At 57.2% G+C, this 24,006-nt stretch carries 19 protein-coding genes and 3 pseudogenes; 18 read left to right on the top strand and 4 right to left on the bottom strand.

Annotated features, from left to right (window positions below; translation table 11 throughout):
• Window positions 1-25 precede the first annotated feature (25 nt).
• From truA to cobA, 16 genes and pseudogenes are all read left to right on the top strand, one after another.
• Window positions 26-922 carry a tRNA pseudouridine(38-40) synthase TruA gene (gene truA, locus AC0B60_RS08410; RefSeq protein WP_465085305.1) on the top strand — a complete coding sequence of 299 codons (897 nt, stop codon included), beginning with the start codon at window positions 26-28 and terminating at the stop codon, window positions 920-922.
• Between the two features lie 7 nt (window positions 923-929).
• The gene (locus tag AC0B60_RS08405; protein ID WP_465085304.1) at window positions 930-1,559 is read left to right on the top strand and encodes a phosphoribosylanthranilate isomerase; all 630 of its coding nucleotides are present in this window, start codon (window positions 930-932) and stop codon (window positions 1,557-1,559) included.
• The gene (gene trpB, locus AC0B60_RS08400; protein ID WP_465085303.1) at window positions 1,546-2,760 is read left to right on the top strand and encodes a tryptophan synthase subunit beta; all 1,215 of its coding nucleotides are present in this window, start codon (window positions 1,546-1,548) and stop codon (window positions 2,758-2,760) included. Before AC0B60_RS08405 ends, trpB begins: the two co-directional genes overlap by 14 nt.
• Before the next feature lie 73 nt (window positions 2,761-2,833).
• A complete protein-coding gene (trpA, locus tag AC0B60_RS08395) occupies window positions 2,834-3,646 on the top strand; it encodes a tryptophan synthase subunit alpha (protein ID WP_465085302.1) in 813 nt (270 codons plus the stop codon).
• A 40-nt stretch (window positions 3,647-3,686) separates the two neighbouring features.
• Window positions 3,687-4,613, top strand: a complete 927-nt coding sequence (gene accD / locus AC0B60_RS08390; protein WP_465085301.1) for an acetyl-CoA carboxylase, carboxyltransferase subunit beta — start codon at window positions 3,687-3,689, stop codon at window positions 4,611-4,613.
• On the top strand, window positions 4,597-5,922 hold the full coding sequence (gene folC / locus AC0B60_RS08385) for a bifunctional tetrahydrofolate synthase/dihydrofolate synthase (RefSeq protein WP_465085300.1): 1,326 nt from the start codon (window positions 4,597-4,599) through the stop codon (window positions 5,920-5,922). Before accD ends, folC begins: the two co-directional genes overlap by 17 nt.
• Window positions 5,923-6,034: 112 nt before the next feature.
• The gene (locus AC0B60_RS08380) at window positions 6,035-6,697 is read left to right on the top strand and encodes an SPOR domain-containing protein (protein ID WP_465085299.1); all 663 of its coding nucleotides are present in this window, start codon (window positions 6,035-6,037) and stop codon (window positions 6,695-6,697) included.
• A 95-nt stretch (window positions 6,698-6,792) separates the two neighbouring features.
• Window positions 6,793-7,362: a CvpA family protein gene (locus AC0B60_RS08375; RefSeq protein WP_465085298.1), complete on the top strand. Its 570-nt coding sequence runs from the start codon at window positions 6,793-6,795 to the stop codon at window positions 7,360-7,362.
• 35 nt (window positions 7,363-7,397) lie between these two features.
• A complete protein-coding gene (purF, locus tag AC0B60_RS08370; protein ID WP_465085297.1) occupies window positions 7,398-8,921 on the top strand; it encodes an amidophosphoribosyltransferase in 1,524 nt (507 codons plus the stop codon).
• Window positions 8,922-8,950: 29 nt separating this feature from the next.
• Window positions 8,951-10,192, top strand: a complete 1,242-nt coding sequence (locus tag AC0B60_RS08365; protein WP_465085296.1) for an O-succinylhomoserine sulfhydrylase — start codon at window positions 8,951-8,953, stop codon at window positions 10,190-10,192.
• Between the two features lie 6 nt (window positions 10,193-10,198).
• Window positions 10,199-10,729, top strand: a pseudogene (locus AC0B60_RS08360) (DNA translocase FtsK 4TM domain-containing protein); the annotation flags it as partial.
• Between the two features lie 504 nt (window positions 10,730-11,233).
• Window positions 11,234-12,778: pseudogene (locus tag AC0B60_RS08355) on the top strand (DNA translocase FtsK); the annotation flags it as partial.
• A 12-nt stretch (window positions 12,779-12,790) separates the two neighbouring features.
• Entirely contained in the window at window positions 12,791-13,447 is a 657-nt protein-coding gene (gene lolA, locus AC0B60_RS08350) for an outer membrane lipoprotein periplasmic chaperone LolA (protein WP_465085295.1), read from the top strand.
• Complete coding sequence (locus AC0B60_RS08345; RefSeq protein ID WP_465085294.1) at window positions 13,447-14,790, top strand: replication-associated recombination protein A; 1,344 nt, start codon at window positions 13,447-13,449, stop codon at window positions 14,788-14,790. The genes lolA and AC0B60_RS08345 overlap by 1 nt, the downstream gene beginning before the upstream one ends.
• Before the next feature lie 90 nt (window positions 14,791-14,880).
• On the top strand, window positions 14,881-16,155 hold the full coding sequence (gene serS, locus AC0B60_RS08340; RefSeq protein WP_465085293.1) for a serine--tRNA ligase: 1,275 nt from the start codon (window positions 14,881-14,883) through the stop codon (window positions 16,153-16,155).
• A gap of 14 nt (window positions 16,156-16,169) precedes the next feature.
• Window positions 16,170-16,991 (top strand): annotated as a pseudogene (gene cobA / locus AC0B60_RS08335) (uroporphyrinogen-III C-methyltransferase); the annotation flags it as partial.
• A gap of 2 nt (window positions 16,992-16,993) precedes the next feature.
• Here cobA and AC0B60_RS08330 read toward each other — a convergent pair.
• Window positions 16,994-18,067, bottom strand: a complete 1,074-nt coding sequence (locus tag AC0B60_RS08330; protein ID WP_465085292.1) for a 3-deoxy-7-phosphoheptulonate synthase — start codon at window positions 18,065-18,067, stop codon at window positions 16,994-16,996.
• A gap of 124 nt (window positions 18,068-18,191) precedes the next feature.
• Here AC0B60_RS08330 and AC0B60_RS08325 point away from each other — a divergent pair, with 124 nt between their 5' ends.
• Both AC0B60_RS08325 and AC0B60_RS08320 read left to right on the top strand, forming a co-directional pair.
• Entirely contained in the window at window positions 18,192-20,015 is a 1,824-nt protein-coding gene (locus AC0B60_RS08325) for a DUF1631 family protein (protein ID WP_465085291.1), read from the top strand.
• A 29-nt stretch (window positions 20,016-20,044) separates the two neighbouring features.
• Window positions 20,045-20,455 (top strand): PilZ domain-containing protein, encoded by a 411-nt coding sequence (locus AC0B60_RS08320; RefSeq protein ID WP_465085290.1) that lies wholly within the window; start codon window positions 20,045-20,047, stop codon window positions 20,453-20,455.
• Window positions 20,456-20,501: 46 nt separating this feature from the next.
• Here AC0B60_RS08320 and AC0B60_RS08315 read toward each other — a convergent pair whose 3' ends face one another.
• From AC0B60_RS08315 to AC0B60_RS08305, 3 genes are all read right to left on the bottom strand, one after another.
• The gene (locus AC0B60_RS08315; protein WP_465085289.1) at window positions 20,502-21,287 is read right to left on the bottom strand and encodes an enoyl-ACP reductase FabI; all 786 of its coding nucleotides are present in this window, start codon (window positions 21,285-21,287) and stop codon (window positions 20,502-20,504) included.
• Window positions 21,288-21,391: 104 nt separating this feature from the next.
• The gene (locus tag AC0B60_RS08310; RefSeq protein WP_465085288.1) at window positions 21,392-22,981 is read right to left on the bottom strand and encodes an ABC transporter ATP-binding protein; all 1,590 of its coding nucleotides are present in this window, start codon (window positions 22,979-22,981) and stop codon (window positions 21,392-21,394) included.
• A 1-nt stretch (window position 22,982) separates the two neighbouring features.
• Window positions 22,983-24,005 carry an ABC transporter permease gene (locus tag AC0B60_RS08305; protein WP_465085287.1) on the bottom strand — a complete coding sequence of 341 codons (1,023 nt, stop codon included), beginning with the start codon at window positions 24,003-24,005 and terminating at the stop codon, window positions 22,983-22,985.
• Between the last annotated feature and the right edge of the window lies 1 nt (window position 24,006).

Below are 24,006 nucleotides of genomic sequence, written 5' to 3'. Positions count from 1 at the left end.
TCAGCTCGCCAATCCGGACACTTCATTGTTTGTTACGCCACAACCACTGACCACTGACAGCGCCATCGGGGCGGGACGGGTCGCACTTGCTTTTGAATACGATGGCCGGGGCTTCCACGGCTGGCAATATCAGAAATCAGGCGTGCGGACGGTTCAGGGAGAGCTGACCCGCGCAGTTTCAAAGGTTGCTGACCATCCTGTTGAGCTCGTGTGCGCAGGCCGCACGGATGCGGGTGTACACGCCAGTTACCAGATTGCGCATTTCGAAACACCATCGGTGCGTAACCCCAGGTCCTGGGTTATGGGAATCAACACCTCATTACCGCAGGACATAGGTGTTCACTGGGCGGGTAATGGGGTTGATGACTTCCACGCCCGTTTTACCGCAACCTATCGCCGGTACCGTTATGTCATTTATAACCACGCGGTAAGGCCGGGCATCCTTCATGGTCAGGTGAGCTGGACGTTTCGCCCTCTGGACGCGGCACTTATGCACCAGGCTGCTCAATTCCTTTGCGGTGAACACGACTTTTCTTCGTTTCGCGCGGCTGGCTGCCAGTCTAGGTCACCCATTCGGTTCCTTGAAGCCATTGACGTAACCCGAAAAGGAGATTTCGTCGTAATAGATGTGCAGGCAAATGCGTTCCTGCACCATATGGTTCGGAATATCGCCGGCGCACTGATGTCAGTGGGCACGGGGAAGCAGCGGCCGGAGTGGATTCGTGACATACTTGAGGCCAGGGATCGGACTGTTGCAGGCGTAACTGCACCGCCTCATGGGCTCTATCTGGTGGATGTAGGGTATCCAACAGAGTTTTCTATCCCGGCAGCTCAGTGCGGGCCAGCGTTCGTTGCACCCTGGTTCGGCGCCGACGAAAACCGACCACGCAGTCCGACTCACATACACCGAAAACAGCGATAGACGGCTTATGAGAACCCGGGTCAAGATCTGTGGTATCACTCGAAAACAGGATGTTGTCGCCTCTGTTGACGCTGGAGCGGATGGCCTGGGCTTCGTATTCTACGAACCCAGCCCAAGGTACGTGGCACCTGATGCGGCCAAGGCACTGGTTGATGCAGTTCCTCCTTTTGTAACCGCAACGGGGCTGTTTGTTAACCCTGAAGAGTCATACGTCCGGGAGGTGCTGGCGCAGGTGCCGCTGGGCCTTCTCCAGTTCCATGGCGATGAATCTCCAGCATTTTGTGACAGCTTCGGTGTTCGGTGGATCAAGGCCGTGCGGGTGCGCGAAACGGATGATATCGAGCAGGCCTTTGAGCGTTACCACAGTGCCAGCGGTCTGTTGGTTGACGCATGGGATCCGCAGAAGTATGGCGGTACCGGCCAGTCCTTTAATTGGTCCTTGATACCTTCCAGGCGCCCACTGCCTCTCATATTGGCCGGCGGCCTGGCTTCTGATAATGTATCCCGCGCTGTTGCGCAGGTGCGGCCCTGGGCTGTCGATGTCAGTGGTGGTGTGGAACGCAGCAAAGGCATCAAAGACGTCCAAAAGATCACTGATTTTATAAGCGAGGTTCACCGTGTCGATGAAACTGACTGAAGAAATGCTCAAGGCGCTTCCGGATGCACGGGGTCATTTCGGCGCCTACGGCGGAAGATTTGTCTCCGAAACCCTGTTCGATTCACTGATGACTCTTGAGCGCGAATACAAAAGGCTAAAGGACGATCCGGAATTCCAGGCGGAGTTTGATCGGGACCTCGCGCATTATGTTGGCCGCCCCAGCCCGCTGTATTTTGCGGAACGACTGAGCCGGGAAACCGGTGGCGCCCAGATCTGGTTGAAGCGTGAAGATCTCAACCACACGGGCGCGCACAAGGTAAACAACACCATCGGTCAGGCGCTGTTGGCGAGTTTTCTCGGCAAAAAGCGGGTGATCGCGGAAACGGGCGCGGGGCAGCATGGTGTCGCCACGGCGACCGTGTGCGCGCGCCTGGGGCTTGAGTGTCACGTGTTCATGGGCGCCGAGGATGTAAAGCGCCAGTCCCTGAACGTTTACCGGATGAAGCTGCTCGGCGCTGAGGTTCACTCGGTTCAGAGTGGCACGCGCACCCTCAAGGATGCCATGAACGATGCGATGCGTGACTGGGTGGCGAACGTTGATGACACCTTTTACATCATTGGTACGGTTGCCGGGCCTCATCCTTATCCACTGCTGGTGCGTGATTTCCAGTCAGTGATCGGGCGCGAAGCCCGTGAGCAGTCCCTGGCTCAGGCAGGTAAATTGCCGGATGCCCTGGTGGCCTGTGTTGGCGGTGGTTCCAACGCCATCGGTCTGTTCTATCCATTCCTGACCGACGAGAGCGTGGAAATGTACGGTGTGGAAGCCGGTGGTCTGGGTATCGATACCGGCAAGCATGCGGCGCCGCTGAGTGCTGGACGCCCGGGCGTGCTTCACGGTAACCGGACTTACCTGATGGAAGACGAGAATGGTCAGATCGCGGGCACGCATTCGGTCAGTGCTGGCCTGGATTATCCGGGCGTCGGGCCAGAGCACAGCTGGCTCAAGGACATCGGCCGGGCCCACTACGTGTCAGTGACCGACGAAGAGGCTCTGGACGGTTTCCGCAAGCTGACACGGGTGGAGGGCATTATGCCGGCACTTGAGACCGCCCATGCGGTGGCTTACGCTATCAAGCTCGCTGCCACCATGGATAAGGATCAGGTGGTAGTGATCAACGTCTCCGGCCGTGGTGACAAGGACATACACACCATCGCTCAACTGGATGGCATAGAAGTTTAAGCAGCTGCCCGGTACCTGACGGCAGGTGCCGGGCCGGTACGGACTGCAGTGCAGGATAATCACAGGAGCAGGCATGAGTCGAATTGAAGGGGTGCTGAAAGCCCTGAAAGGGCAGGGGCGCAAGGCGCTGATTCCGTACATTACCGCTGGCGATCCCCATCCGGATCTCACCGTTGACCTGATGCATACCCTGGTGTCGGCGGGTGCCGATATCATCGAACTGGGCGTGCCGTTCTCAGACCCCATGGCGGATGGCCCGGTGATTCAGCAGGCGTGTGAGAGGGCGCTGGTGCATGGGACGTCATTGCGCCAGGTTCTGGGAATGATTAAGACGTTCCGTGAAAAAGATGACGCCACGCCGGTTGTGCTGATGGGTTACCTTAATCCCATGGAAGCCATGGGCCACGAAAAGTTTGCCGACGCAGCTGTTGATGCGGGTGTCGACGGTATCCTTACAGTGGATTTGCCGCCGGAAGAGGCGGACGAAGTGGCGCCGTTGTTTACGGCTCGTCATCTTGACGCGATTTTTCTGTTGGCACCAACCACGACGGACGACCGGATTCGTGCAATCAGTGAGCACAGTTCGGGCTATGTGTACTATGTTTCATTCAAGGGTGTGACGGGCGCCGGTAAGATCGATGTGGATGAAGTGGCCTCGAAGGTGTCCCATATTCACGAACTGACCGCGCTTCCGGTGGGTGTTGGATTTGGCATTCGTGATGCCGCAACAGCGGCAGCGGTCGGCCGGGTATCCGATGGTGTAATTGTCGGTAGTGTACTGGTCGATACAATAGCCCGAAATCAGGCAGATCCTGATCAGCTCAAACGGGCGCTGTCGGATCTGCTTCACCCGATGCGAGAAGCACTGGACAGCCTGGCTTCCTGACAGCCAGGTTACCGCAGGCATCAAAGGACAGGATGAGATCATGAGTAACTGGCTGGACAAGATCATGCCGAGCAAGATCCGCTCGGAATCCAAACAACGGACCGGCGTTCCTGAAGGTCTGTGGAAGAAATGTCCCAAGTGCGGGGCGTTTTTGTACAAGCCGGAGCTGGATAAGAATCTGGATGTGTGCCCCAAGTGTCAGCATCACCTGAGGATAACCGCCCGCCGTCGCCTTGATGTTTTCCTTGACGCCGACGGCCGCCAGGAAATTGCCGCGGATCTGGAGCCTTGGGATCGCCTGAAATTCAAGGACAGCAAACGGTACAAGGATCGCCTGAGCCAGAACCAGAAAGCCACTGGCGAGAAAGATGCCCTGGTTGCCATGCGTGGCGCCTGCCTGGATATTCCGCTGGTCGCAGTGGCCTTTGAGTTCAATTTCCTTGGTGGCTCCATGGGGCAGGTCGTGGGTGAAAAGTTCGTTCAGGCGGCCAATGTTTGCCTGGAGGATCGGATTCCTTTGGTGTGTTTCTCAGCCAGTGGTGGCGCACGGATGCAGGAGGCAATCCTGTCGCTGATGCAGATGTCCAAGACGGCCGCTGTACTTGAACGCATGAAACAGGAGGGCATTCCCTATATCTCGGTCATGACCGACCCGGTATTCGGTGGTGTATCCGCAAGTCTTGCCATGCTGGGAGATCTGAACATTGCGGAACCCTATGCTCTGATCGGTTTTGCCGGCCCTCGTGTTATCGAGCAAACCGTTCGCGAAAAGCTGCCCGAAGGCTTCCAGCGCAGCGAATTTCTGCTGGATCATGGTGCAATCGATATGATTCTCCATCGCCACCAGATGCGCGAGCGCATCGCTGCCTTGTTGGCCAAATTTACCGATCTGGACAAGCCAGCCACGGAAGCGCCAATCGAGTTTGAAGTGTCGGAGCGACCTGAAGCCGATGCTCCCGAAGAATAGTTCTTCCGCCCGGCGCTTTCCCGTGCCGGGCGGCGAAGCCACACTGGATCAGTGGCTGGGTTACCTTGAATCGATCCACCCTTCTGAAATCGATCTCGGCCTGGACCGGGTGCTACTGGTGCTGCGACGTTTGTTTCGCCGCAATCCTACCGGGCGAATCATCACCGTTGCAGGTACCAATGGAAAGGGCAGTGCGGTAGCGGCACTTGAAAAGCTGTTGCTGGCATCGGGGCGATCGACGGGGGCCTATACTTCTCCCCATCTCCAGAATTATAACGAGCGGGTACGGATCAATGGGGTGGATGTTAGCGACGACCAGTTGGTTCGTGCTTTTTCCCAGGTAGAGATAGCGCGCCGTGATACCACGCTGACGTATTTCGAGTTCGGAACCCTCGCTGCGTTTGTGTTGTTCCAGGAGGCGGGTGTCGAGGACTGGGTTCTTGAGGTTGGGCTGGGCGGGCGCCTGGATGCGGTCAACGTTATGGATCCGGACCTGGCCATTATTACCTCCGTTGATATCGATCACGTTGCCTTTCTCGGAGATGACCGTGAGGTCATCGGGTTTGAGAAGGCGGGCATTCTTCGCCCTGGTATACCCGCTGTCTATGCGGATATTGATCCACCTGCGTCGGTGTTGCAGCAGGCGGCCGCTCAGAAAGTTCAGCTCGAAAGGCCTAGTGAAACCTATCAATTAGTGCCGTGCGATCGAGACATAGCACCAGCCGGCAGTATTTGGCTGGAACAGGCGCGCTACGGTGACCGGGTATTGTTGCCGGATAGTGGGCTTCCCGCCCACAGTCTTGCGGCAGCAGTTGTTGCAATAAGACAGTTGCAGCCGGAGTTGGAGATCAAAGCCATTGAGCAGGTTATCGCCCGGTTGACGTTACCAGGTCGCTACGAAGTGTTGCAGCAGCAACCTCGGGTAGTGGTTGATGTCGGTCATAACCCTCATGCCGCCAACTGGCTAGCGGCTCGCATCGGGCGGCGCGAGCCTGAGTCCGGTCGCGTTATTGCTGTCTACGCCGCCCTGGCAGACAAGGATGTGGAAGGTGTGGCGAGCGCCATGGCGCCGGTGGTCGACGATTGGCATCTGGCTGGTCTGGATGTTCATCGCGGGTTGTCCAGCGTCGAGCTGGCTGACCGCATAGGCGGGCTGCTTGGGCAGTCGGCAGTCACAAGTTCCGTCTCTGTGGCTGCGGCTGTGGAGAAAGCTCTGGACGGTGCCAGCCAGGAGGATATGGTGGTGATATTCGGGTCTTTCTACACAGTAGCGCAGGCCCGCGTCGCCCTGGGCAAAACGGCGCCTTAAATATCCTTCATTCCGTGGCTGAAGCTTTGAGTTATCCGCATTGGGCGGTTAGTATCGGGCACAGAAAGTCGTCAATGATGGCGGGGCAGGAACAAACAGGGGACAACCTAACGTGGACGGACTGAAACAAAGAATCATCGGGGCTCTTGTACTGGTGTCACTTGCCGTAATCTTTGTGCCGATGATGTTCGATGAGCCACACTCCGAGCGTGAATCCACCACGATCAAGATCCCGGAAGAACCGCCGTTCCCCGAGGTAGATGCACCTGAGCCGGAAATTTCCGATGCCCCGGCGTACCGGCTCGAGGAAAGCGACGCGTCTGGCGAACAGGATCAGGCTCTCCAGCCTTCAATAGACCAGCCAGCTACCGATGACGATATGGCGGATACTGAATCACAGCCTGCCGCTAATCCCGTCGAAGAACCCCAGAATCCACCAGAGCCAGCGCCATCTGAAGAGCCGTCGTCATCCGCCAACGCCGGCTCCGATGATCCGGCCGCTGAGACGGATTCGGCGGAGTATACCCGCTCGTTGGAAGGCGCGTGGGTTGTCCAGCTAGGCAGCTTTGGCAGCGGTGATAACGCCAAGCGCTTGCGTGACAAGGTTCGTGACAAAGGGTACAACTCCCATCTGCAGCAGGTCACGCGCGGTGACGCCGAACTGACCCGTGTTTTTAGTGGCCCTTTCGCGGAAAAGGCTGAGGCTGAAAGAGCGAAACAAGCGCTCGACAAAGCCTTTGGTCTCAACAGCCTGGTTACCTCCGGCGGCAAATAACACGGGCTTCTCCGGTCACTTATCCACACAGAGCGGTTTGGTCGGGTGGCGTTTCCTGATAGAATTCGCGCTTCCTTATTTTCACCGGATTTTCCATGGATGCGCTGATCTGGATTGACTGGGTCATCATTGCCCTGATAACGGTTTCCACCCTAATCAGTCTGAAGCGTGGCTTTGTGAAAGAAGCGCTTTCGCTGATTACCTGGGTGGGGGCGTTTATCCTTGCCCGGACATTCCATCCTCAAATGCAATCTCTCCTCGAGAGCACCGTTGAAACGCCGCTTGTGCGGCTTGTCGCTGCCTTCGCGATCCTGTTCTTTGGTACCCTTATTGTTGGTGCCATAATCAATAACATGATCGGCCATCTGGTCAGGGCGACCGGGCTTTCCGCCACTGACAGAGTGCTCGGTATGGGATTCGGCCTGTTACGGGGCGTTGTGGTGGTGATTGTCGGGATTGCACTTACCCGCTATACGCCGCTGGCACAGGACACCTGGTGGCGTACGTCCATCATGATAGACCGTCTGGCCGTGGTGGAAGATTGGTCAAGAAGAACCCTCGGAGACGAATTTGCCCGCTTTCTCGGGCCGGCAGGCGGGGAAATGGATAGCCCCTCCGGTTCTAAGCAGGAAGATAACGTGGAACCCGCTTCCGCGTCCCGCTAACATTCAGTATTAACGCTTCGGAGATTACCGTATCCATGTGTGGCATTGTCGGCATAGTCAGTACTTCCAACGTGAATCAGTCGCTTTACGACGCGCTGACCGTATTACAGCACCGGGGCCAGGATGCAGCGGGAATTGTTACGTTTCAGGATGAGCGCTTTTACCTGCGCAAGGATAACGGGCTGGTGCGGGACGTGTTCCGTACCCGTCACATGCGTCGCCTGGTGGGTAATGTTGGTATCGGCCATGTCCGGTATCCCACGGCGGGCAGCTCCAGCTCTGCCGAAGCACAGCCGTTTTACGTCAACAGCCCCTACGGCATTACCCTCGCCCACAACGGCAACCTGACCAACGCCGACGACCTTAGCCGAGATCTGTTTCGTACCGATCTGCGCCACATTAACACCAACTCTGACTCGGAAGTTCTGTTGAACGTGTTTGCCCATGAGCTTCAGAAATTGGGCAAACTCGACCCGACCAAGGAAGAAATTTTTGCGGCTGTTCGGGCCGTGCACAAACGCTGCCGCGGCGCTTATGCGGTTATAGCCATGATAACCGGGTACGGCATCGTCGGTTTTCGCGACCCCAATGGCATTCGTCCTGCCTGTTATGGCGTGCGCAAGACCGAAGAGGGGGAGGAGTACATGATTGCCTCCGAGAGCGTGGCGCTGAGTGCGGCAGGTTTCAAGCTGGTGCGGGATATTGCACCGGGTGAGGCGGTGTACATTGAAACCGATGGCACCCTCTACACCCAGCAGTGCGCTGAGGAGGCTCACCTTTATCCTTGTATATTCGAGCACGTGTACTTTGCTCGCCCGGATTCCATTATCGACAAGGTGTCAGTGTACAAGGCACGGTTGCGAATGGGGGAAACTCTCGCCGAGAAAGTCCTGCGTGAGCGTCCGGACCATGATATCGATGTGGTGATGCCGATACCGGATACCAGTCGCACCTCTGCGATGCAGATGGCGCATCGGCTGGGGGTGAAGTTCCGTGAAGGCTTTATCAAGAATCGCTATATCGGCCGTACCTTTATCATGCCGGGCCAGAAGATGCGGAAGAAGTCCGTGCGCCAGAAGCTGAACCCGATCGATCTCGAGTTCCGGGGTAAGAACGTCATGCTGGTGGACGATTCCATTGTGCGTGGAACCACCTGCAAGGAAATCGTGCAGATGGCCAGAGATGCCGGTGCCCGTAAGGTTTACTTCGCGTCAGCAGCGCCCCCGGTTCGTTACCCCAATGTCTACGGCATTGATATGCCGTCGGTGAACGAGTTGATCGCCCACGACCGAAGTGTTCAGGAGATTGGCGAGCTCATCGGCGCGGACTGGTTGCTGTACCAGGATCTGGATGATCTCATTACCTGTGTGAATGACGTTAATCCGGAGATCGAGGGGTGGGAGTGTTCCGTCTTTACCGGCAATTACGTTACCGGTGATGTGGACGCAGCCTATCTCAATAAATTGGAGGCGGCCCGCAATGACGAGAACATGTCCCAGGCCGGCGCCGGGGATTCTTCCGACAACGGCATTATTGATCTGTATAACGACGAAGACTGACCCAGCATGGCCATAAACAGGAGTTTGTCATGACCTATCGCCGCGAAGAACATGTTCTGATCCCCGAGTCGGATCTTGAGGGCATGTCGGTGGACACTCTCGCGGTCCGTGCCGGTCAGATTCGCACCGGCCAACTGGAGCACAGCGACGCGATTTTCCCAACGTCGAGTTTCGTCTATGGCAGTGCTGCGCAGGCGGCCGCACGGTTTGGTGGTGAAGAGCCCGGTAATATTTACTCCCGCTTTACCAACCCGACGGTGCAGGCGTTCGAGTCCCGTATCGCGGCAATGGAGGGCGGTGAGCGTGCGGTCGCGACGTCGTCCGGCATGGCGGCCATCCTCGCGACCTGCATGGCGCTGCTGAAAGCGGGTGATCACGTGATTTGCTCACGGGGTGTGTTTGGTACCACCAATGTGCTTTTCCAGAAGTATCTGGCGAAGTTCGGTGTGGACACCACCTTCGTGGGCCTGACGGATATGTCGCAATGGCAGGCTGCGGTGCGTCCTGAAACCCGGATGCTCTTCATTGAAACGCCTACAAATCCATTATGTGAAGTTGCCGACATGGAGGCACTGTCCGGGTTGGCCCGGTCGAATGATGCCTTGTTTGTCGTGGACAACTGTTTCTGTACGCCTGTGCTGCAGCGACCATTTGAGCATGGCGCCGATATCATTATTCACTCTGCCACCAAGTATCTGGATGGCCAGGGTCGTTGTGTTGGTGGTGTCGTTGTTGGTCCCAACAAATTGATGGAGGAGGTATATGGCTTCCTTCGTTCTGCCGGTCCTACCCTGAGCCCATTTAACGCGTGGGTTTTCCTTAAGGGCCTGGAAACCTTACCAATCCGTATGCGCGCCCATTGTGACAATGCGTTAGAGTTGGCAACGTGGCTCAAGGGGCAGGGCGCGGTGGAGAAGGTATTTTATGCTGGCTTGCCCGACCATCCACAGCATGAACTGGCGAAACGTCAGCAAAGCGGGTTTGGTGGTGTGCTTTCCTTTACCGTCAAAGGTGGTAGGGAACAGGCATGGACGTTCATCGATGCGACCCGGATGATCTCCATTACCGCCAATCTTGGTGACGTAAAAACCACCATTACCCATCCGGCGACAACCACGCACGGCCGCCTGTCCCCCGAAGACAAACAACAGGCGGGCATTACTGAAAATCTGGTAAGGGTCTCGGTGGGTATTGAAGCCATTGAGGATCTCAAGACCGATCTGCAACGCGGGTTTGAGGCTCTTGAAAATTACCGTCAGGGAACTGTCTGAGCATTCATGGCTGAGAGCGTAAAAGCGAAAAAATCCGGTGAGCTGACCGAAAAACAGGAGCGGTTCCGTCGTTTCCTGGCCCAGGGGGCCAGGGAAGGCGCGGTGATCGCCCTGATAGCACTGTGTATCTACCTCGGGATGGCGCTGGTTACTTTCAGCCCTTCGGACCCCGGTTGGGCCAGCATCGGCCATGACACCAGCGTGCAGAACTACGCTGGCCGAACCGGCGCCTGGTTGGCCAGTCTTCTGCGTGACTTCTTCGGCCACGTTGCCTTTCTGTTCCCCGTGATGATTGCTGGCTATGCGTTAATGCTGATACGCCGCCGCAATGATCCTATCGACATGCATATGCCGCTGTTCCTGCTTCGTTTCGGCGGTTTCCTGCTGATCCTGCTGTCGGCCACCAGTCTGCTGTCGCTCTACTCTGTGTTCGGGCTGGGAGTGACGTCCGGCGGTGTTCTGGGCGCTGCGGTGTCTGAAGCCATGGTGCGTTTCTTTAACCTGCCGGCCACAACTCTGTTGTTGATTGCAATCTTTCTGTTTGCATTGACCGTCAGCACCGGGTTGTCATGGTTCTGGTTGATGGATCAGGTGGGGAACCTGACGCTCCGTACGGGTAATAACATCAAAAACCTGTTTTCCTCTGACGGCAAGGAAAAAAACAAGCCGGCGGCAAAAGCCCCGACTGCCCCCGAACCCGCGAAGAAGTCAGCGGAGCCCCCCACGGTGCGGGACCGGGTGGCAACCCAAAAATCTCCTGAGGCACGCAATTCCTGGTGGCGGCGTCTATTGGGTCTTGGGCCGCGAGCCAATAAGGTCAAGGCGCCGGTACCACGCCCGGAGCGAAAAGAACCAGGCCTGGAAGGCGTGTTGCCAGTTGATGATGCTGAACCAGCGCGACTGGAAAGCTTCAGTTCCCATGATGACACGACACCGGTGCCCAAACCGTCAGGAAAGGGGACTTCCAAGCCGACCGCGAAATCCCTGAAGATATCGCCGTTCAAGCGGGATGATCAGTCCCCCGGCAAAACCAATGGCGCAAAGAACAAACAGGCGTCTCTGCTGGAAGATATCGAAAGCACGATTCCGCCCATTACCCTGCTGGACCCACCTGAAGAGCACAAGGAAAGGGGCTATTCCGAGGAGTCGCTTCAACATATGTCGCGTCTGCTGGAAGAAAAGCTCGCGGACTTCGGTGTTACCGTTGAAGTCGTCGAGGTTAACCCCGGGCCGGTCATCACACGGTTCGAGATTAAACCCGCGCCTGGTGTCAAGGTCAGCAAAATTTCCAACCTTGCGAAGGACCTTGCCCGTTCCCTGGCGGTTCTCAGTGTTCGTGTGGTTGAAGTGATTCCAGGCAAATCGGTAGTGGGTATCGAGATACCGAACGAAGAGCGGGAAATGGTCCGGCTCAGTGAAGTACTGAATGCCCGGGTGTTCCAGGATTCGTCGTCTGCCTTGACCCTGGCGCTGGGCAACGACATTGGCGGCAACCCGATGGTGGCCAATCTGGCGAAGATGCCCCATCTGCTGGTAGCCGGTACCACGGGTTCTGGTAAGTCGGTGGGTGTGAACGCCATGATCCTGAGTATGCTTCTCAAGGCCACGCCGGAAGAAGTCCGCTTTATCATGGTAGACCCGAAGATGCTGGAACTGAGCATCTACGATGGCATTCCACACCTGCTGGCGCCGGTGGTTACCGACATGAAAGACGCCGCCAACGCATTGCGTTGGTGCGTGGCCGAGATGGAGCGTCGCTACCGGTTGCTGGCCAGCCTGGGGGTTCGTAATCTGGCCGGCTACAACCGCAAGGTGAAGGATGCGGCCGCTGCAGGGGAGCCGTTACTGGATCCAACCTGGAAACCGGATGAGTACCTGTCTGACGACGAGCAGGAACGCCCGGAGCTGGAAACCCTGCCGTTCATTGTGGTGGTTATCGACGAATTTGCCGACATGATGATGATCGTCGGCAAAAAAGTTGAGGAACTGATTGCCCGGATTGCCCAGAAAGCTCGTGCCGCCGGCATCCACCTGGTACTCGCAACACAACGGCCGTCCGTGGACGTTATCACCGGCTTGATCAAGGCCAACATTCCGACCCGGATGTCGTTCCAGGTGTCGTCCAAGATCGATTCCCGCACGGTACTGGATCAGGGCGGGGCGGAGCAGTTGCTGGGGCATGGCGACATGCTCTACCTGCCTCCCGGTTCCGGGTTGCCGGTCCGGGTGCATGGCGCCTTCGTAGACGACGATGAAGTTCACCGGGTTGTCAGTGCCTGGAAGGCCCGAGGAGAGCCCATTTATGTGGACGATGTACTTAACGGGGCTGAAGGCGAGAACCTGCCTGGCGTGCCTAACCTGAGCGAAGGTGGCGGCGACAGTGAGGGGGACGCTCTGTTCGACGAGGCGGTCGCCTTTGTGACCGAGGGTCGACGGGTTTCGATTTCATCCGTGCAGCGTAAATTCAAGATCGGCTATAACCGGGCCGCCAACCTGGTCGACGCCATGGAAGCATCCGGTGTGGTTAGCGCTGCCGGGCACAATGGTGCCCGGGAAGTTCTGGCACCACCGCCACCGAGAGATTAGGAGTAGCGATTCATGAGAGTTTCAGCAAAAGCCCTTTGGTTGATCACCGCGTTTTCCGCCCTGATATCCGCGGTTACGCCGGCTATGGCGGAGGATGCCAGTGCAGAGGCCGCGGCGGATCTGTCTGCGTTGCTCAAGAATTACGAATCCTTTCAATCCGACTTTATCCAGATCGTGGTTAACGAAAATGGCAATCGCGTTCAGGAGAGTCGTGGGTCCCTGAAAGCCAAGCGTCCTGGATTGTTCTACTGGGAAACCCGTCAACCTCACTCCCAGTTCGTGGTTAGCAACGGCGAAACGGTAGAGGTCTACGATCCGGACCTGGAACAGGTCACCATCCACAACCTGGACGAGCGTGTTCAGACCACACCGGCCCTTCTGCTCAGTGGTGAAGTCGATAACCTCAACGAGACCTATCGGGTGTCATCCCGTTCACCCGGAGACAACACTCGTGAGTTCACTCTGGAACCGAGAAGCGAGGATTCCCTGTTTGTATCCCTGAGACTGACCTTCCATAACGATGAATTGCAGGAAATGCGCATGCGGGATTCACTGGCGCAGCTCAGTGTTCTCAGTTTCGAGGACATTCGACTGAATGCCCCGGTGGAGGACAATGCATTTACCCTGAATTACCCTGACAGTGTGGATGTGATCCGGGACGGGGCCTGATGCAGGATAGCCTGTTCGCGGAACAGCAGGGTTTCCGCCCGCTGGCTGCGCGAATGCGCCCGGCGAGCCTCGATGAATACGTCGGCCAGGCGCACTTGGTAGGCGAGGGCAAGCCGCTGCGCAGGGCGGTTGAGCAGGGGCAGCTTCATTCCATGATCCTGTGGGGGCCTCCGGGTGTCGGCAAAACCACCTTTGCCCGCCTGCTGGCAAATCTCAGTGATCTGAGCTTTGAAACCGTCTCGGCCGTTCTCAGCGGCGTAAAGGATATTCGCCTGATTGTGGAGCGGGCGAAGGAACGTAAACGCAGCGAGGGGCGCGATACCCTGCTGTTTGTCGACGAAGTTCACCGTTTCAACAAAAGCCAGCAGGACGCGTTTCTTCCCCACATAGAAGACGGCACGTTTATATTTGTCGGTGCCACCACCGAGAATCCTTCCTTTGAGCTGAACAGTGCATTGCTGTCCCGTACTCGCGTTTACGTACTGAAGAATCTTGCCGAAACAGACCTCCTGGAATTGCTTGAGCGGTCGCTGTCCTCGCCGGAGGGGTTGGCAGGGCGATTCACCGTAGAAAAGAGTGTCCTGGAGCTGATGGCAACCGCGTCGGGCGGCGATGCCCGACGTGCGCTGAACATTCTGGAAGTGGCAACGGATCTTGCCGAGCCCGATGAAGACGGTGCCGCCAGAATTACGTCTGATCATCTGGAACAGGTGCTGCAAACCAGTCTTAGGCGTTTCGATAAAGGTGGCGATGTTTTCTATGACCAGATATCGGCTCTGCACAAGTCGGTACGGGGTTCCGACCCCGATGGCTCCCTGTACTGGCTATGTCGTATGCTGGATGGCGGTTGCGACCCGTTGTACGTAGCCAGACGCCTGGCGCGGATTGCCAGCGAGGACATTGGCAATGCCGATCCCAGGGCGTTGCAGGTTGCCATGGATGCCTGGGAGGCGCAAGAGCGTTTGGGTTCCCCCGAGGGTGAACTGGCGCTCGCCCAGGCGGTCACGTACCTTGCGCTTTCGCCCAAGAGCAACGCGGTCTATTCCGCCTTTAACCGCTGTATGGCCGATATCCGCAACGACCCGGACTACGAGGTGCCCGTTCACCTGCGCAATGCACCCACCAAACTGTTGAAATCCATGGGGCATGGTGACGAATACCGCTATGCTCATGATGAGCCGGACGCGTTCGCCGCCGGGGAATCCTATCTCCCCGAGGCCATCCACCAGCGCCGTTACTATGGGCCTGTCCATCGTGGCCTGGAAATCAAACTCGCCGAAAAACGTGACCGGCTCGATGATTGGAACCGCAACAGCGACCGCAAACGTTACCCGCAACGCTGAAATCCGCCACACGCTCCCGCCGGCTGTGGTCATAGCCGGCCGCGCAGGTATAATGCCCAGTCAATCGTGAACAACAGAAACAGGATAATCATGCTCGATCCCAAACGTGTCCGCACCCAGACTGAAGAGATCGCCCGTCGCCTTGCCATCAAGGGGTATACCTTTGACAAAGCCACTTTCGATCAGCTCGAGGAACGCCGTCGTGCGATCCAGGTGAAAACGGAAACTCTGCAGGGCGAGCAGAACCGCAGGTCCAAATCGATTGGCAAGGCCAAGGCGGCCGGTGAAGACATCCAGCCATTACTGGACGAAGTGGAAGCCCTTAAGAAACAGAAGTCAGAAGCGGAAGACGAGTTGCGGGTATTACAGGAGGAACTAAACGATTTCCTCGCCAGCATCCCGAACCTGCCCGACGACACCGTGCCGGCCGGAGAAAGCGAAGAAGACAACGTTGAGGTTCGTCGCTGGGGTACCCCAAAACACTTTGATTTCGAGCCAAAGGACCACGTTGCATTGGGCGAAGCGCTTGGTGGCCTGGACTTCGAGACCGCGACCCGCCTGGCTCATTCCCGTTTCGCCGTGATGCGTGGCCCGGTTGCACGTCTGCATCGCGCGCTTGCCCAGTTCATGATCAACCTCCATACGGACGAGCACGAATACACCGAAGCTTACGTGCCGTACCTGGTAAACGCAGACACGCTGTTTGGGACGGGCCAACTTCCAAAGTTCGAGGAAGACCTTTTCCGCATGGATGGGGAGAAGCCGCTGTACCTGATTCCCACGGCGGAGGTTCCGGCCACCAATCTGGTCAGCAACTCCATTCTGGATGCAGCTGAGCTGCCGCTGAAACTGGTCTGTCACACCCCCTGCTTCCGTAGCGAAGCAGGCTCTTACGGCCGTGATACACGAGGCATGATCCGCCAACACCAGTTTGACAAGGTGGAGCTGGTGCAGGTGGTTAGGCCGGAGGATTCCGAAGCAGCGCTGGAAGCGCTGACAGGACACGCTGAAAAAGTACTTCAACTGCTGGAGCTGCCGTACCGGTTGGTGGACCTCTGTGGCGGCGACATGGGGTTTGCGGCCGCCCGGACCTACGACATCGAAGTTTGGTTGCCGGGCCAGGACAAATACCGCGAAATATCCTCCTGTTCCAACGCCAGGGATTTTCAGGCACGGCGCATGCATGCACGCTGGCGTAATCCGGAAACCAATAAGCCGGAACCCGTTCATACTCTGAATGGATCCGGGCTTGCCGTTGGCCGCGCACTGATTGCAGTGATGGAGAACTACCAACAGGAAGACGGCAGTATCCTGGTTCCCGAGGTCCTTAAACCGTATATGGGAGGCGTAGACAGAATACAATGAGTGACAGACTCGACGATGCACCATGGAAGGGCGTTGGTGCAAAGCCTGCACCAGTTAGGTACCAGAAAAATCCGGTAACGGAAAATCCGAACAGCTCCGAAGGGGAGGTTGCACTCGTTGGTGCCGGCCCCGGGGATCCGGAGCTACTGACGTTGAAGGCGTGGCGCCTGATACAGTCAGCGGAAGTGGTGTTGTACGATCGCCTGGTGTCGCCGGATATCCTGTCACTCATACCTGAATCCGCCGAACGTATTCATGTAGGCAAGCAGCGTGCTAACCACACCTTGCCCCAGGATCAGATCAACAGCCGCCTTGTGGAGCTCGCCCGCCAGGGACGAAAGGTGGTACGTCTCAAGGGCGGTGACCCTTTTATCTTTGGCCGTGGGGGCGAAGAGATTGAAACCCTCGCGGCTGCGGGTGTGCGCTTCCAGGTGGTGCCCGGAATCACCGCGGCCTCCGGATGCGCCGCCTACGCCGGCATTCCGCTCACCCACCGGGACCATGCCCAGTCGGTTCGGTTTGTGACCGGCCACCTGAAGAATGACACCTGCGACCTGCCTTGGAAGGACTTTGTCCAGAACAACCAGACTCTGGTGTTCTATATGGGCCTGGTCGGGCTACCCATTATCTGCCGGCAACTGGTTGCCTTTGGCATGTCGCCGGAGATGCCGGTGGCGCTCGTTTCAAGGGGAACAACGCCGCACCAGCAGGTGGTGACAGGGGACCTGACAAACATCGTGGAAAGGGTGGAGAAGAATGCCGTGCCTGCCCCCACGTTGGTCATCATCGGCAACGTGGTGACCTTGAGAAACAGGCTCGACTGGGTCGGGGGCTGAAATCAGCCCCGACGCTTCGGCAGAACGTCCTTCAGTTTTTCTCGCATATCGCGCAGAGCTTTTTCAGTGGTCTCCCAGTCAATACAGGCATCGGTCACCGACACACCGTATTTAAGATCTGCCAGATTTTCCGGAATCGACTGATTGCCCCAGTTCAGGTTGCTTTCGACCATCAAGCCCTGAATGGACTGGTTGCCCTCAACGATCTGGTGGGTAATGTCCTGCAACACCAGCGGCTGGATGGCCGGGTCTTTGCTGGAGTTGGCGTGGCTGCAGTCGACCATGATCGACTTGCGCAGTTTGGATTTCTCCAATGCCTGCTCACACAGGGCAACACTGACCGAGTCGTAGTTGGGCTTGCCACCGCCGCCACGCAGAACCGCGTGACCGTAGTTGTTACCCCTGGTCCGAATAACGGCAACCTTGCCTTGCTGGTCAATGCCCAGGAAGCTGTGGGGATGAGAGACCGACTTCATGGCATTCACTGCAACATCCAGGCTGCCGTCGGTGCCGTTCTTGAAACCAATGGCCATGGATAGACCGCTGCTCATTTCGCGATGGGTCTGTGATTCTGTGGTGCGCGCACCAATGGCGGACCAGGAAATCGTATCCTGCAGGTATTGCGGGGAGATAGGGTCCAGTGCTTCCGTGGCTGTGGGCAGTCCCAGTTCGGAAATGTCCAGAAGCAGGCGGCGCCCGATGTGCAGGCCCTGTTCGACATCGAACGTGTCGTTGAGGTGCGGGTCGTTAATCAGCCCTTTCCAGCCAACGGTGGTACGGGGCTTTTCAAAATACACCCGCATGACGATCAGCAGGGTATCGCTGACTTCGTCTGCCAGCTTCTTCAGCTTGGCGGCGTATTCCCGGGCAGCTTCAACATCATGAATGGAGCAGGGGCCCACCACCACAAACAGGCGATGGTCCTTGCCGTCCATGATGTCATAGATGGCCTGGCGGCCTTCTTCCACGGTTTCCGCAGCTTTGCCGGAAAGCGGCATCTCCTGCTTGAGCGCTTCAGGGGTAATCAATGGTTCCTGACTCGCCACATTCAGATTCTCTAGTTTGGTGCCCGACATTCTGTTGTTATCCCCGTCGCATAAAACATGACCGGCCAGCGCTTAGTTGCGGTAAACCCCGGCGAGTTGGTTATACTGCGTTATTTGATGAACCTTTTCAACGCTTCTGACGCGCGGGGAACGGATGCAGCAGAGCACGCAGAAAAAGCGCAAAGTATTGTCCCGGAAACAGGTCATAAAGAGGATTGGGGACGTGCTTGCAGGCATTCGTGTACCCGATCTTCCTTATCCTGCGGGCAAGGTCGCTGCAGACGCAGCCAGCGACTGGCGGCCACTGTTGCTGTCCTGCTGGACTGAGCAGCGGGATGAGCCTGTTACCCGTGTTATCCGCTCGGTATCTTTGACCTGGTCGGTCAGGCAGATCAATTCCGCCTATGTGGCGGACCGAATAATGGACGTGTTTCTCAAGACCAGCGGTCTCCATCCCGAACTGGCCCTGCGAATTGCCCGACTTCGGTTCTTTCTCGCCTGGCGAATGAACCTTGAAGGTGCCGAAGCGCTGAATGAAACCGTCGTGCACTGGCTTGACAGTCTGCAGGACTGCAGGGGATGGAGTGGTTCCGGTGGGCGCTCAGGAAAAGCCCTCCTGGACCAGTTAGATTCACTGACCATCGCGGTTTCCGGCTGTTTCGATTCCGGGGATGTGGGGCCGGTTATCGAGTTCTGTCGTCAGTGGGAAGAGGATGCCGGAAAGCGTGAACAGCAGAATGAGCGTTTACGACAACGGTTGTTGGAAACGGAGCAGGGTGCTGCCCGGCAAAGGAAAGCGGAGCAGACGGCGAGGGCGCTGGTAGGCCGCGCCCTCCAGAATCGTCAACTGCCGCACGCCGTGGTTCGGTTTATCTTTGACCACTGGTTTGCGCTGATCAAACAGATTGTCTGGCAGGAAGGCATCGAGGGCGACAACTGGCGGCATGCCAGCAAACTATTGGAATGGCTGGTGTGGATTGGCGATCCGGCACTTTCCGACAAGGACAGGAACCGCCTTTACACGGTCGGAGAACAGATTGGTGACCGGATTAGCGACGTCTGGAGTCGGGTTAATGGAAAGCCCCTTGATGAATCGGCCCTACAGGGTGTTCAGTCGGTAATGGTGGATCGGCTAAGGGGCGAAACGCCCGAGTTGGTTTCTGCACTGCCGGAGGACGATCGATTCTCATGGGATGCTTCCTGGTTGTCGTTTTCCGCACCGTCTGAATCCGAGGTTGAGCCCTCGCTGGGAAGGTGGTTTGTGGAAGGCGAGGGCGCCGCGGAGCGACGTCGGTTTTTCTTCGCCCTGCTACCGGATACCTGCGAAGTGCTCTGGACCAACGGTGCCGGCGTCAAACTGGGACTAACGCCCTGGCCAAGGTTCTCCACGGCTCTCGATAGCGGCACCCTGGGACCATTACCACCACTGACTCCCTTCGGTCAGGTGCTGGCTGAAACCATTACCTCGCTATCTGTGGTACTTGAACGCCAGACGCTGCAGCGGGAAGAAGCCGCCAAGGAGGCGAGAGCCCGGGCAGAATCGTTGCGTCGGGAAAAGGCGGAAGCGGAGCAGCAGCGTCAACAGGAGGAAGCCGCCAGACAGGCCGAACTCGCGAGGCAGAAAAAGGAGGCGGAAGATCGACGCATCGCTGATGAAGAAGCAGAGCAGCAGCGCCTGTTGCGCGAGCGGGAAATTGCTGCGAGGGAACTGGTGGAAGGCATCAAACTGGGCGGCTGGATAGTCGAGGAGAGTACCGCTGAGGGTAAGGATGCCGTTCGCCTGAAGTTGGCTGTACGGATCAATGCCTCCCGGAAGTTGGTGTTTGTGGACCGGCTGGGACTTAATCGCCGCGAGTTCCTGGTGGATGAACTGGTGGACCACGTGGTGATGGGCCGGGTACGGGTACTTGGTAGCTCCGCAGAATTTGATGACACTCTGTCGCGGGTGGTGGGCCGTATCAGGGTGGGGCGAAACTGACCGGATAAAACACTATCGGATATATGATCATGGGCGATATCGATTACAGTTTTGGCGACTACGAGGATGCTCCGCAATCCGGGGATAATCGTTCTGAGTACCGACTGACAGCGAGCGCAAGTGTGACCCTGGAGCTGGAATCACCGATTCCGGATGAAGAGGGTGGCCAGTCAGGACGGTCACTGGTATCACGCACCAGCGATGTTTCCGCTCGCGGAATCCGGTTGACGACCGCAGAACCGCTAACTCAAGGCGCGCTTTTACCCGCCTGGGTTAGCCTGGAGGATGATAACGAGCCGTTCGGTCTGATGGTGGAGGTTGTCTGGTGTCGTGCAAACACTGAAAGCAGTTGGTTGGTGGGGCTTCAGATATTGGAGTCGGATGACACGTCGTATCTGGAATGGGTAGAGGCAGTGGCCAAGGCAATGTCGGAGGGGTGAAGCGCCCCGACAAGGCCTGGAAGCCCTGCCGGGAAAACGGGAAGGCTCAGTCTTCCAACTCGCCCATCCCGGTAATGTTGAAGCCGGCGTCAACGTACATGATTTCACCGGTGATGCCGCTGGCCATGTCGGAGCACATGAAGGCAGCGGCGTTGCCCACTTCGTCAGTGGTAACGTTGCGGCGTAATGGTGCCCGCCTGGCGTTCTCGGCCAGCATGCGACGGAAACTCTTGATGCCAGAGGCCGCCAGTGTCTTGATTGGCCCCGCTGAGATGGCATTCACCCGAATACCATCACGCCCCAGGCTGCCGGCCATGTAGCGAACGTTCGCCTCGAGGGAAGCTTTGGCCAGTCCCATGACGTTGTAGTTCTGCAATACTTTTTCAGCACCCAGGTAGCTAAGCGTCAGCAGGGAGCTGTTTTCATGCATCATTTTTCGACCGGCCTGGGCCAGAGCAACGAAGCTATAGGAGCTGATGTCGTGGGCGATGCGGAAGCCTTCCCGAGTAGTGACGTCCACATAGTTGCCATCCAACTCGTTGGCCGGGGCGTAGCCCACTGAATGGACAATAATGTCGATATCGTCCCAGTGCTTGCCCAGCTCGGTAAACACGGCTTCTATTTCGTCATCACTGGCGACATCGCATGGAAAAATCAGCGAACTGCCCCAGCCTTCGGCGAACTTCTCTACCCGGGACTTGAGCTTTTCATTCTGGTAGGTGAATGCCAGCTCGGCGCCCTGCTTGGAAAAGGCTTCCGCAATGCCATAAGCGATGGAGTGTTTGCTTGCAACGCCGACAATCAGTGCTTTTTTGCCACTGAGTAATCCCATAACGATTCTCCCTGTGTTTCAGTTTAAGGCATTATCCATGAACCGCAGCGGTGCGGGTAACGCTCAATTGGTCGTAGTAATCGGGCGTGGTCTGTCCATGCTCTTTATTGGCTGTAGAACAGGGCCGCCCCAAGCAATTCACGGGTGTAATCGTGCTTTGGTGTATTGAATATCTCGGCCGCTTCGCCGTATTCCACGACCCGACCGCTCTTCAGTACCAGTAATTTATGGCTCAGCGCCCGGACCACGGCCAGATCATGGCTGATAAACACATAGCTTAGACCATATTTGTCCTGTAGATCCCGCAGCAGGTTAATCACCTGTTTTTGCACGGTGCGGTCCAGGGCGGAAGTGGGTTCGTCCAGAACGATGAGCTCGGGCTGCAGCACCAGCGCCCGAGCAATGGCAATACGCTGGCGTTGGCCACCCGAAAATTCATGGGGGTAGCGGTGACGTGCCTGTGGGTCGAGTCCGACGTCTGTGAGCGCCTGTATGACTCTCCGGTCCTGTTCGTCGGGTGTCGCCGGGACGTGTATCTCCAGACCTTCCCGCACTATCTCGGCGACTGACATTCGCGGGCTAAGGCTGCCAAACGGATCCTGGAAAACGATCTGGATACGGCTGCGCCATGGCCGGAACTGTTTCTGGTCGAGGAAACCGAGTTCTTCATCGCTGAGCCGAATGCTGCCGCGACTGGAGGTGAGCTTCAGCAGGGCGTGGCCGATGGTGGTCTTACCGCTTCCGCTTTCACCAACAATGCCCAGGGTTTCGCCTTCTTTGAGCGAGAAACTGACATCGTCGACCGCCTGAAACCATGTCTGAGGCCGACCAAACAGGCTTTTGCGGGTAACGAAGCGAACATCAAGGTTATTCACATCCAGCAACGACCTGTTGTCGATCTTGGTGCCCGACGGTGAGGCCGGTGGTTCCGCGTCCAGCAAGCGACGGGTATAAGCATGCTGTGGGTCTTCAAACAGCTGCGCTGTCGGCGCCTCCTCGATCAGTTGTCCCTGTTCCATAACCACGACATGGTCCGCGTAGCGCCGCACGATGGACAGGTCGTGGGTGATCAGCAAAATCGCCATACCCAGCTTGTGTTGCAGGTCCTTCAACAACTCCAGCACCTGCTTCTGGACAGTGACATCGAGTGCTGTTGTGGGCTCGTCTGCGATCAGCAGGTCCGGCTCGTTGGCGAGGGCCATGGCAATCATCACACGCTGCTTCTGACCGCCGGAGAGCTGATGAGGGTAGCTTGTCAGGCGCTCTTCAGGTGAGGGGATGCCGACCAGATCCAATAGTTCCACGCAACGGGCCCGAGCCTGTGGGCCACGCATCCCCTTGTGCAGTGCCAGGGTTTCACTGATCTGCTTTTCCACCGTGTGCAGTGGATTGAGCGAGGTCATTGGCTCCTGGAAAATCATGCTGACGTGACGGCCGCGGATCTGTCGAAGGCGTTTCTGGCTGGCTTTCAGCATGTCCTCCCCCTGGAACAGGATGGCACCGGACGGATAGCTGGCGTGGCGTTCGTCGAGTAGCCGCAGGATGGACAGTGCCGAAACGGATTTCCCGGAACCGCTTTCCCCAACTAGGGCAACGGTTTCACCATTGTCGATACTCAGCGACAATCGGTCCACAGCCTGAATGGTGTCGTCAAAACGTATGGACAGATCCCGAATTTCCAGCAGTTGCGACATATCAGTTCTTTCTCGGATCGAAGGCATCACGGACGGCTTCACCGACAAACACCAGTAGCGTCAACATGATGGACAGGGACACAAACGCCGATATACCCAGCCATGGTGCATGAAAGTTGGATTTTCCCTGGGCGATCAACTCGCCCAGGGAAGGCGAGCCAGACGGCAGGCCAAATCCCAGAAAATCCAGCGACGTCAGCCCGGTAATGGCACCGGTCAGGATAAACGGCAGAAAGGTGAGGGTGGCCACCATGGCGTTGGGCAGTATATGGCGGAACATGATCTTGCGGTTACCCAGCCCAAGGGCTCTCGCAGCCTTTACATATTCGAAATTACGGGCGCGCAGGAATTCCGCGCGAACCACGTCAACCAACCCCATCCAACTGAACAACAGCATGATGCCCAGTAGCCACCAGAAATTGGGTTGTACAATACTGGACAAAATAATCAACAGGTAGAGCACCGGAAGCCCGGACCAAACTTCGATAAACCGTTGCCCCAGCAGATCGACCTTGCCGCCGTAGTAACCCTGGATAGCTCCCACAACCACACCGACGATGCAACTGAGAATGGTCAGCACAAGCCCGAATAGCACGGAAATTCGGAACCCATAAATCACCCGCGCCGCCACATCCCGGCCCTGGTCATCGGTGCCGATCCAGTTTTCAGCGCTGGGCGGGGCCGGTGATGGAACCTCTAGGTTATAATTCGTGGTGTTGTAGCTAAAACGAATGGGTGGCCAGATCATCCAGCCGTTAGCTTCGATTTCATCCGCAATAAACGAATCTCGGTAATCTGCTTCGGTGGGCAGAAACCCGCCAAACGTTTCCTCGGGCACACTTTCCACGATTGGAAAGTAAACATCCCCTTTGTAATAGGCAACCAGCGGGACGTCATTCGCAATCACCTCAGCGATGAGCGAGAACCCAAAGAGGACCAGGAACACCCACAGGGACCAGAAACCACGACGGTTATTGCGAAAGTTGCGAAGCCGCCTTTGCTGGATGGGAGAGAGCGTTACCATA

Source organism: Marinobacter sp. V34, assembly GCF_055524115.1.
Note: the sequence above shows the minus strand (reverse complement) of the source record. Positions and strands in the feature narration are given on the sequence as shown.

Excerpts from the sequence above, each read along its gene's own strand:
- folC (WP_465085300.1), top strand. The coding sequence starts at position 4,597 with ATGCTCCCGAAGAATAGTTCTTCCGCCCGGCGCTTTCCCGTGCCGGGC.
- AC0B60_RS08325 (WP_465085291.1), top strand. The coding sequence starts at position 18,192 with ATGCAGCAGAGCACGCAGAAAAAGCGCAAAGTATTGTCCCGGAAACAG.
- serS (WP_465085293.1), top strand. The coding sequence starts at position 14,881 with ATGCTCGATCCCAAACGTGTCCGCACCCAGACTGAAGAGATCGCCCGT.
- trpB (WP_465085303.1), top strand. The coding sequence starts at position 1,546 with ATGAAACTGACTGAAGAAATGCTCAAGGCGCTTCCGGATGCACGGGGT.
- AC0B60_RS08365 (WP_465085296.1), top strand. The coding sequence starts at position 8,951 with ATGACCTATCGCCGCGAAGAACATGTTCTGATCCCCGAGTCGGATCTT.
- AC0B60_RS08315 (WP_465085289.1), bottom strand. The coding sequence starts at position 21,287 with ATGGGATTACTCAGTGGCAAAAAAGCACTGATTGTCGGCGTTGCAAGC.
- AC0B60_RS08305 (WP_465085287.1), bottom strand. The coding sequence starts at position 24,005 with ATGGTAACGCTCTCTCCCATCCAGCAAAGGCGGCTTCGCAACTTTCGC.
- AC0B60_RS08375 (WP_465085298.1), top strand. The coding sequence starts at position 6,793 with ATGGATGCGCTGATCTGGATTGACTGGGTCATCATTGCCCTGATAACG.
- AC0B60_RS08405 (WP_465085304.1), top strand. The coding sequence starts at position 930 with ATGAGAACCCGGGTCAAGATCTGTGGTATCACTCGAAAACAGGATGTT.
- AC0B60_RS08345 (WP_465085294.1), top strand. The coding sequence starts at position 13,447 with ATGCAGGATAGCCTGTTCGCGGAACAGCAGGGTTTCCGCCCGCTGGCT.
- lolA (WP_465085295.1), top strand. The coding sequence starts at position 12,791 with ATGAGAGTTTCAGCAAAAGCCCTTTGGTTGATCACCGCGTTTTCCGCC.
- AC0B60_RS08320 (WP_465085290.1), top strand. The coding sequence starts at position 20,045 with ATGGGCGATATCGATTACAGTTTTGGCGACTACGAGGATGCTCCGCAA.
- purF (WP_465085297.1), top strand. The coding sequence starts at position 7,398 with ATGTGTGGCATTGTCGGCATAGTCAGTACTTCCAACGTGAATCAGTCG.
- accD (WP_465085301.1), top strand. The coding sequence starts at position 3,687 with ATGAGTAACTGGCTGGACAAGATCATGCCGAGCAAGATCCGCTCGGAA.
- trpA (WP_465085302.1), top strand. The coding sequence starts at position 2,834 with ATGAGTCGAATTGAAGGGGTGCTGAAAGCCCTGAAAGGGCAGGGGCGC.
- AC0B60_RS08310 (WP_465085288.1), bottom strand. The coding sequence starts at position 22,981 with ATGTCGCAACTGCTGGAAATTCGGGATCTGTCCATACGTTTTGACGAC.
- AC0B60_RS08330 (WP_465085292.1), bottom strand. The coding sequence starts at position 18,067 with ATGTCGGGCACCAAACTAGAGAATCTGAATGTGGCGAGTCAGGAACCA.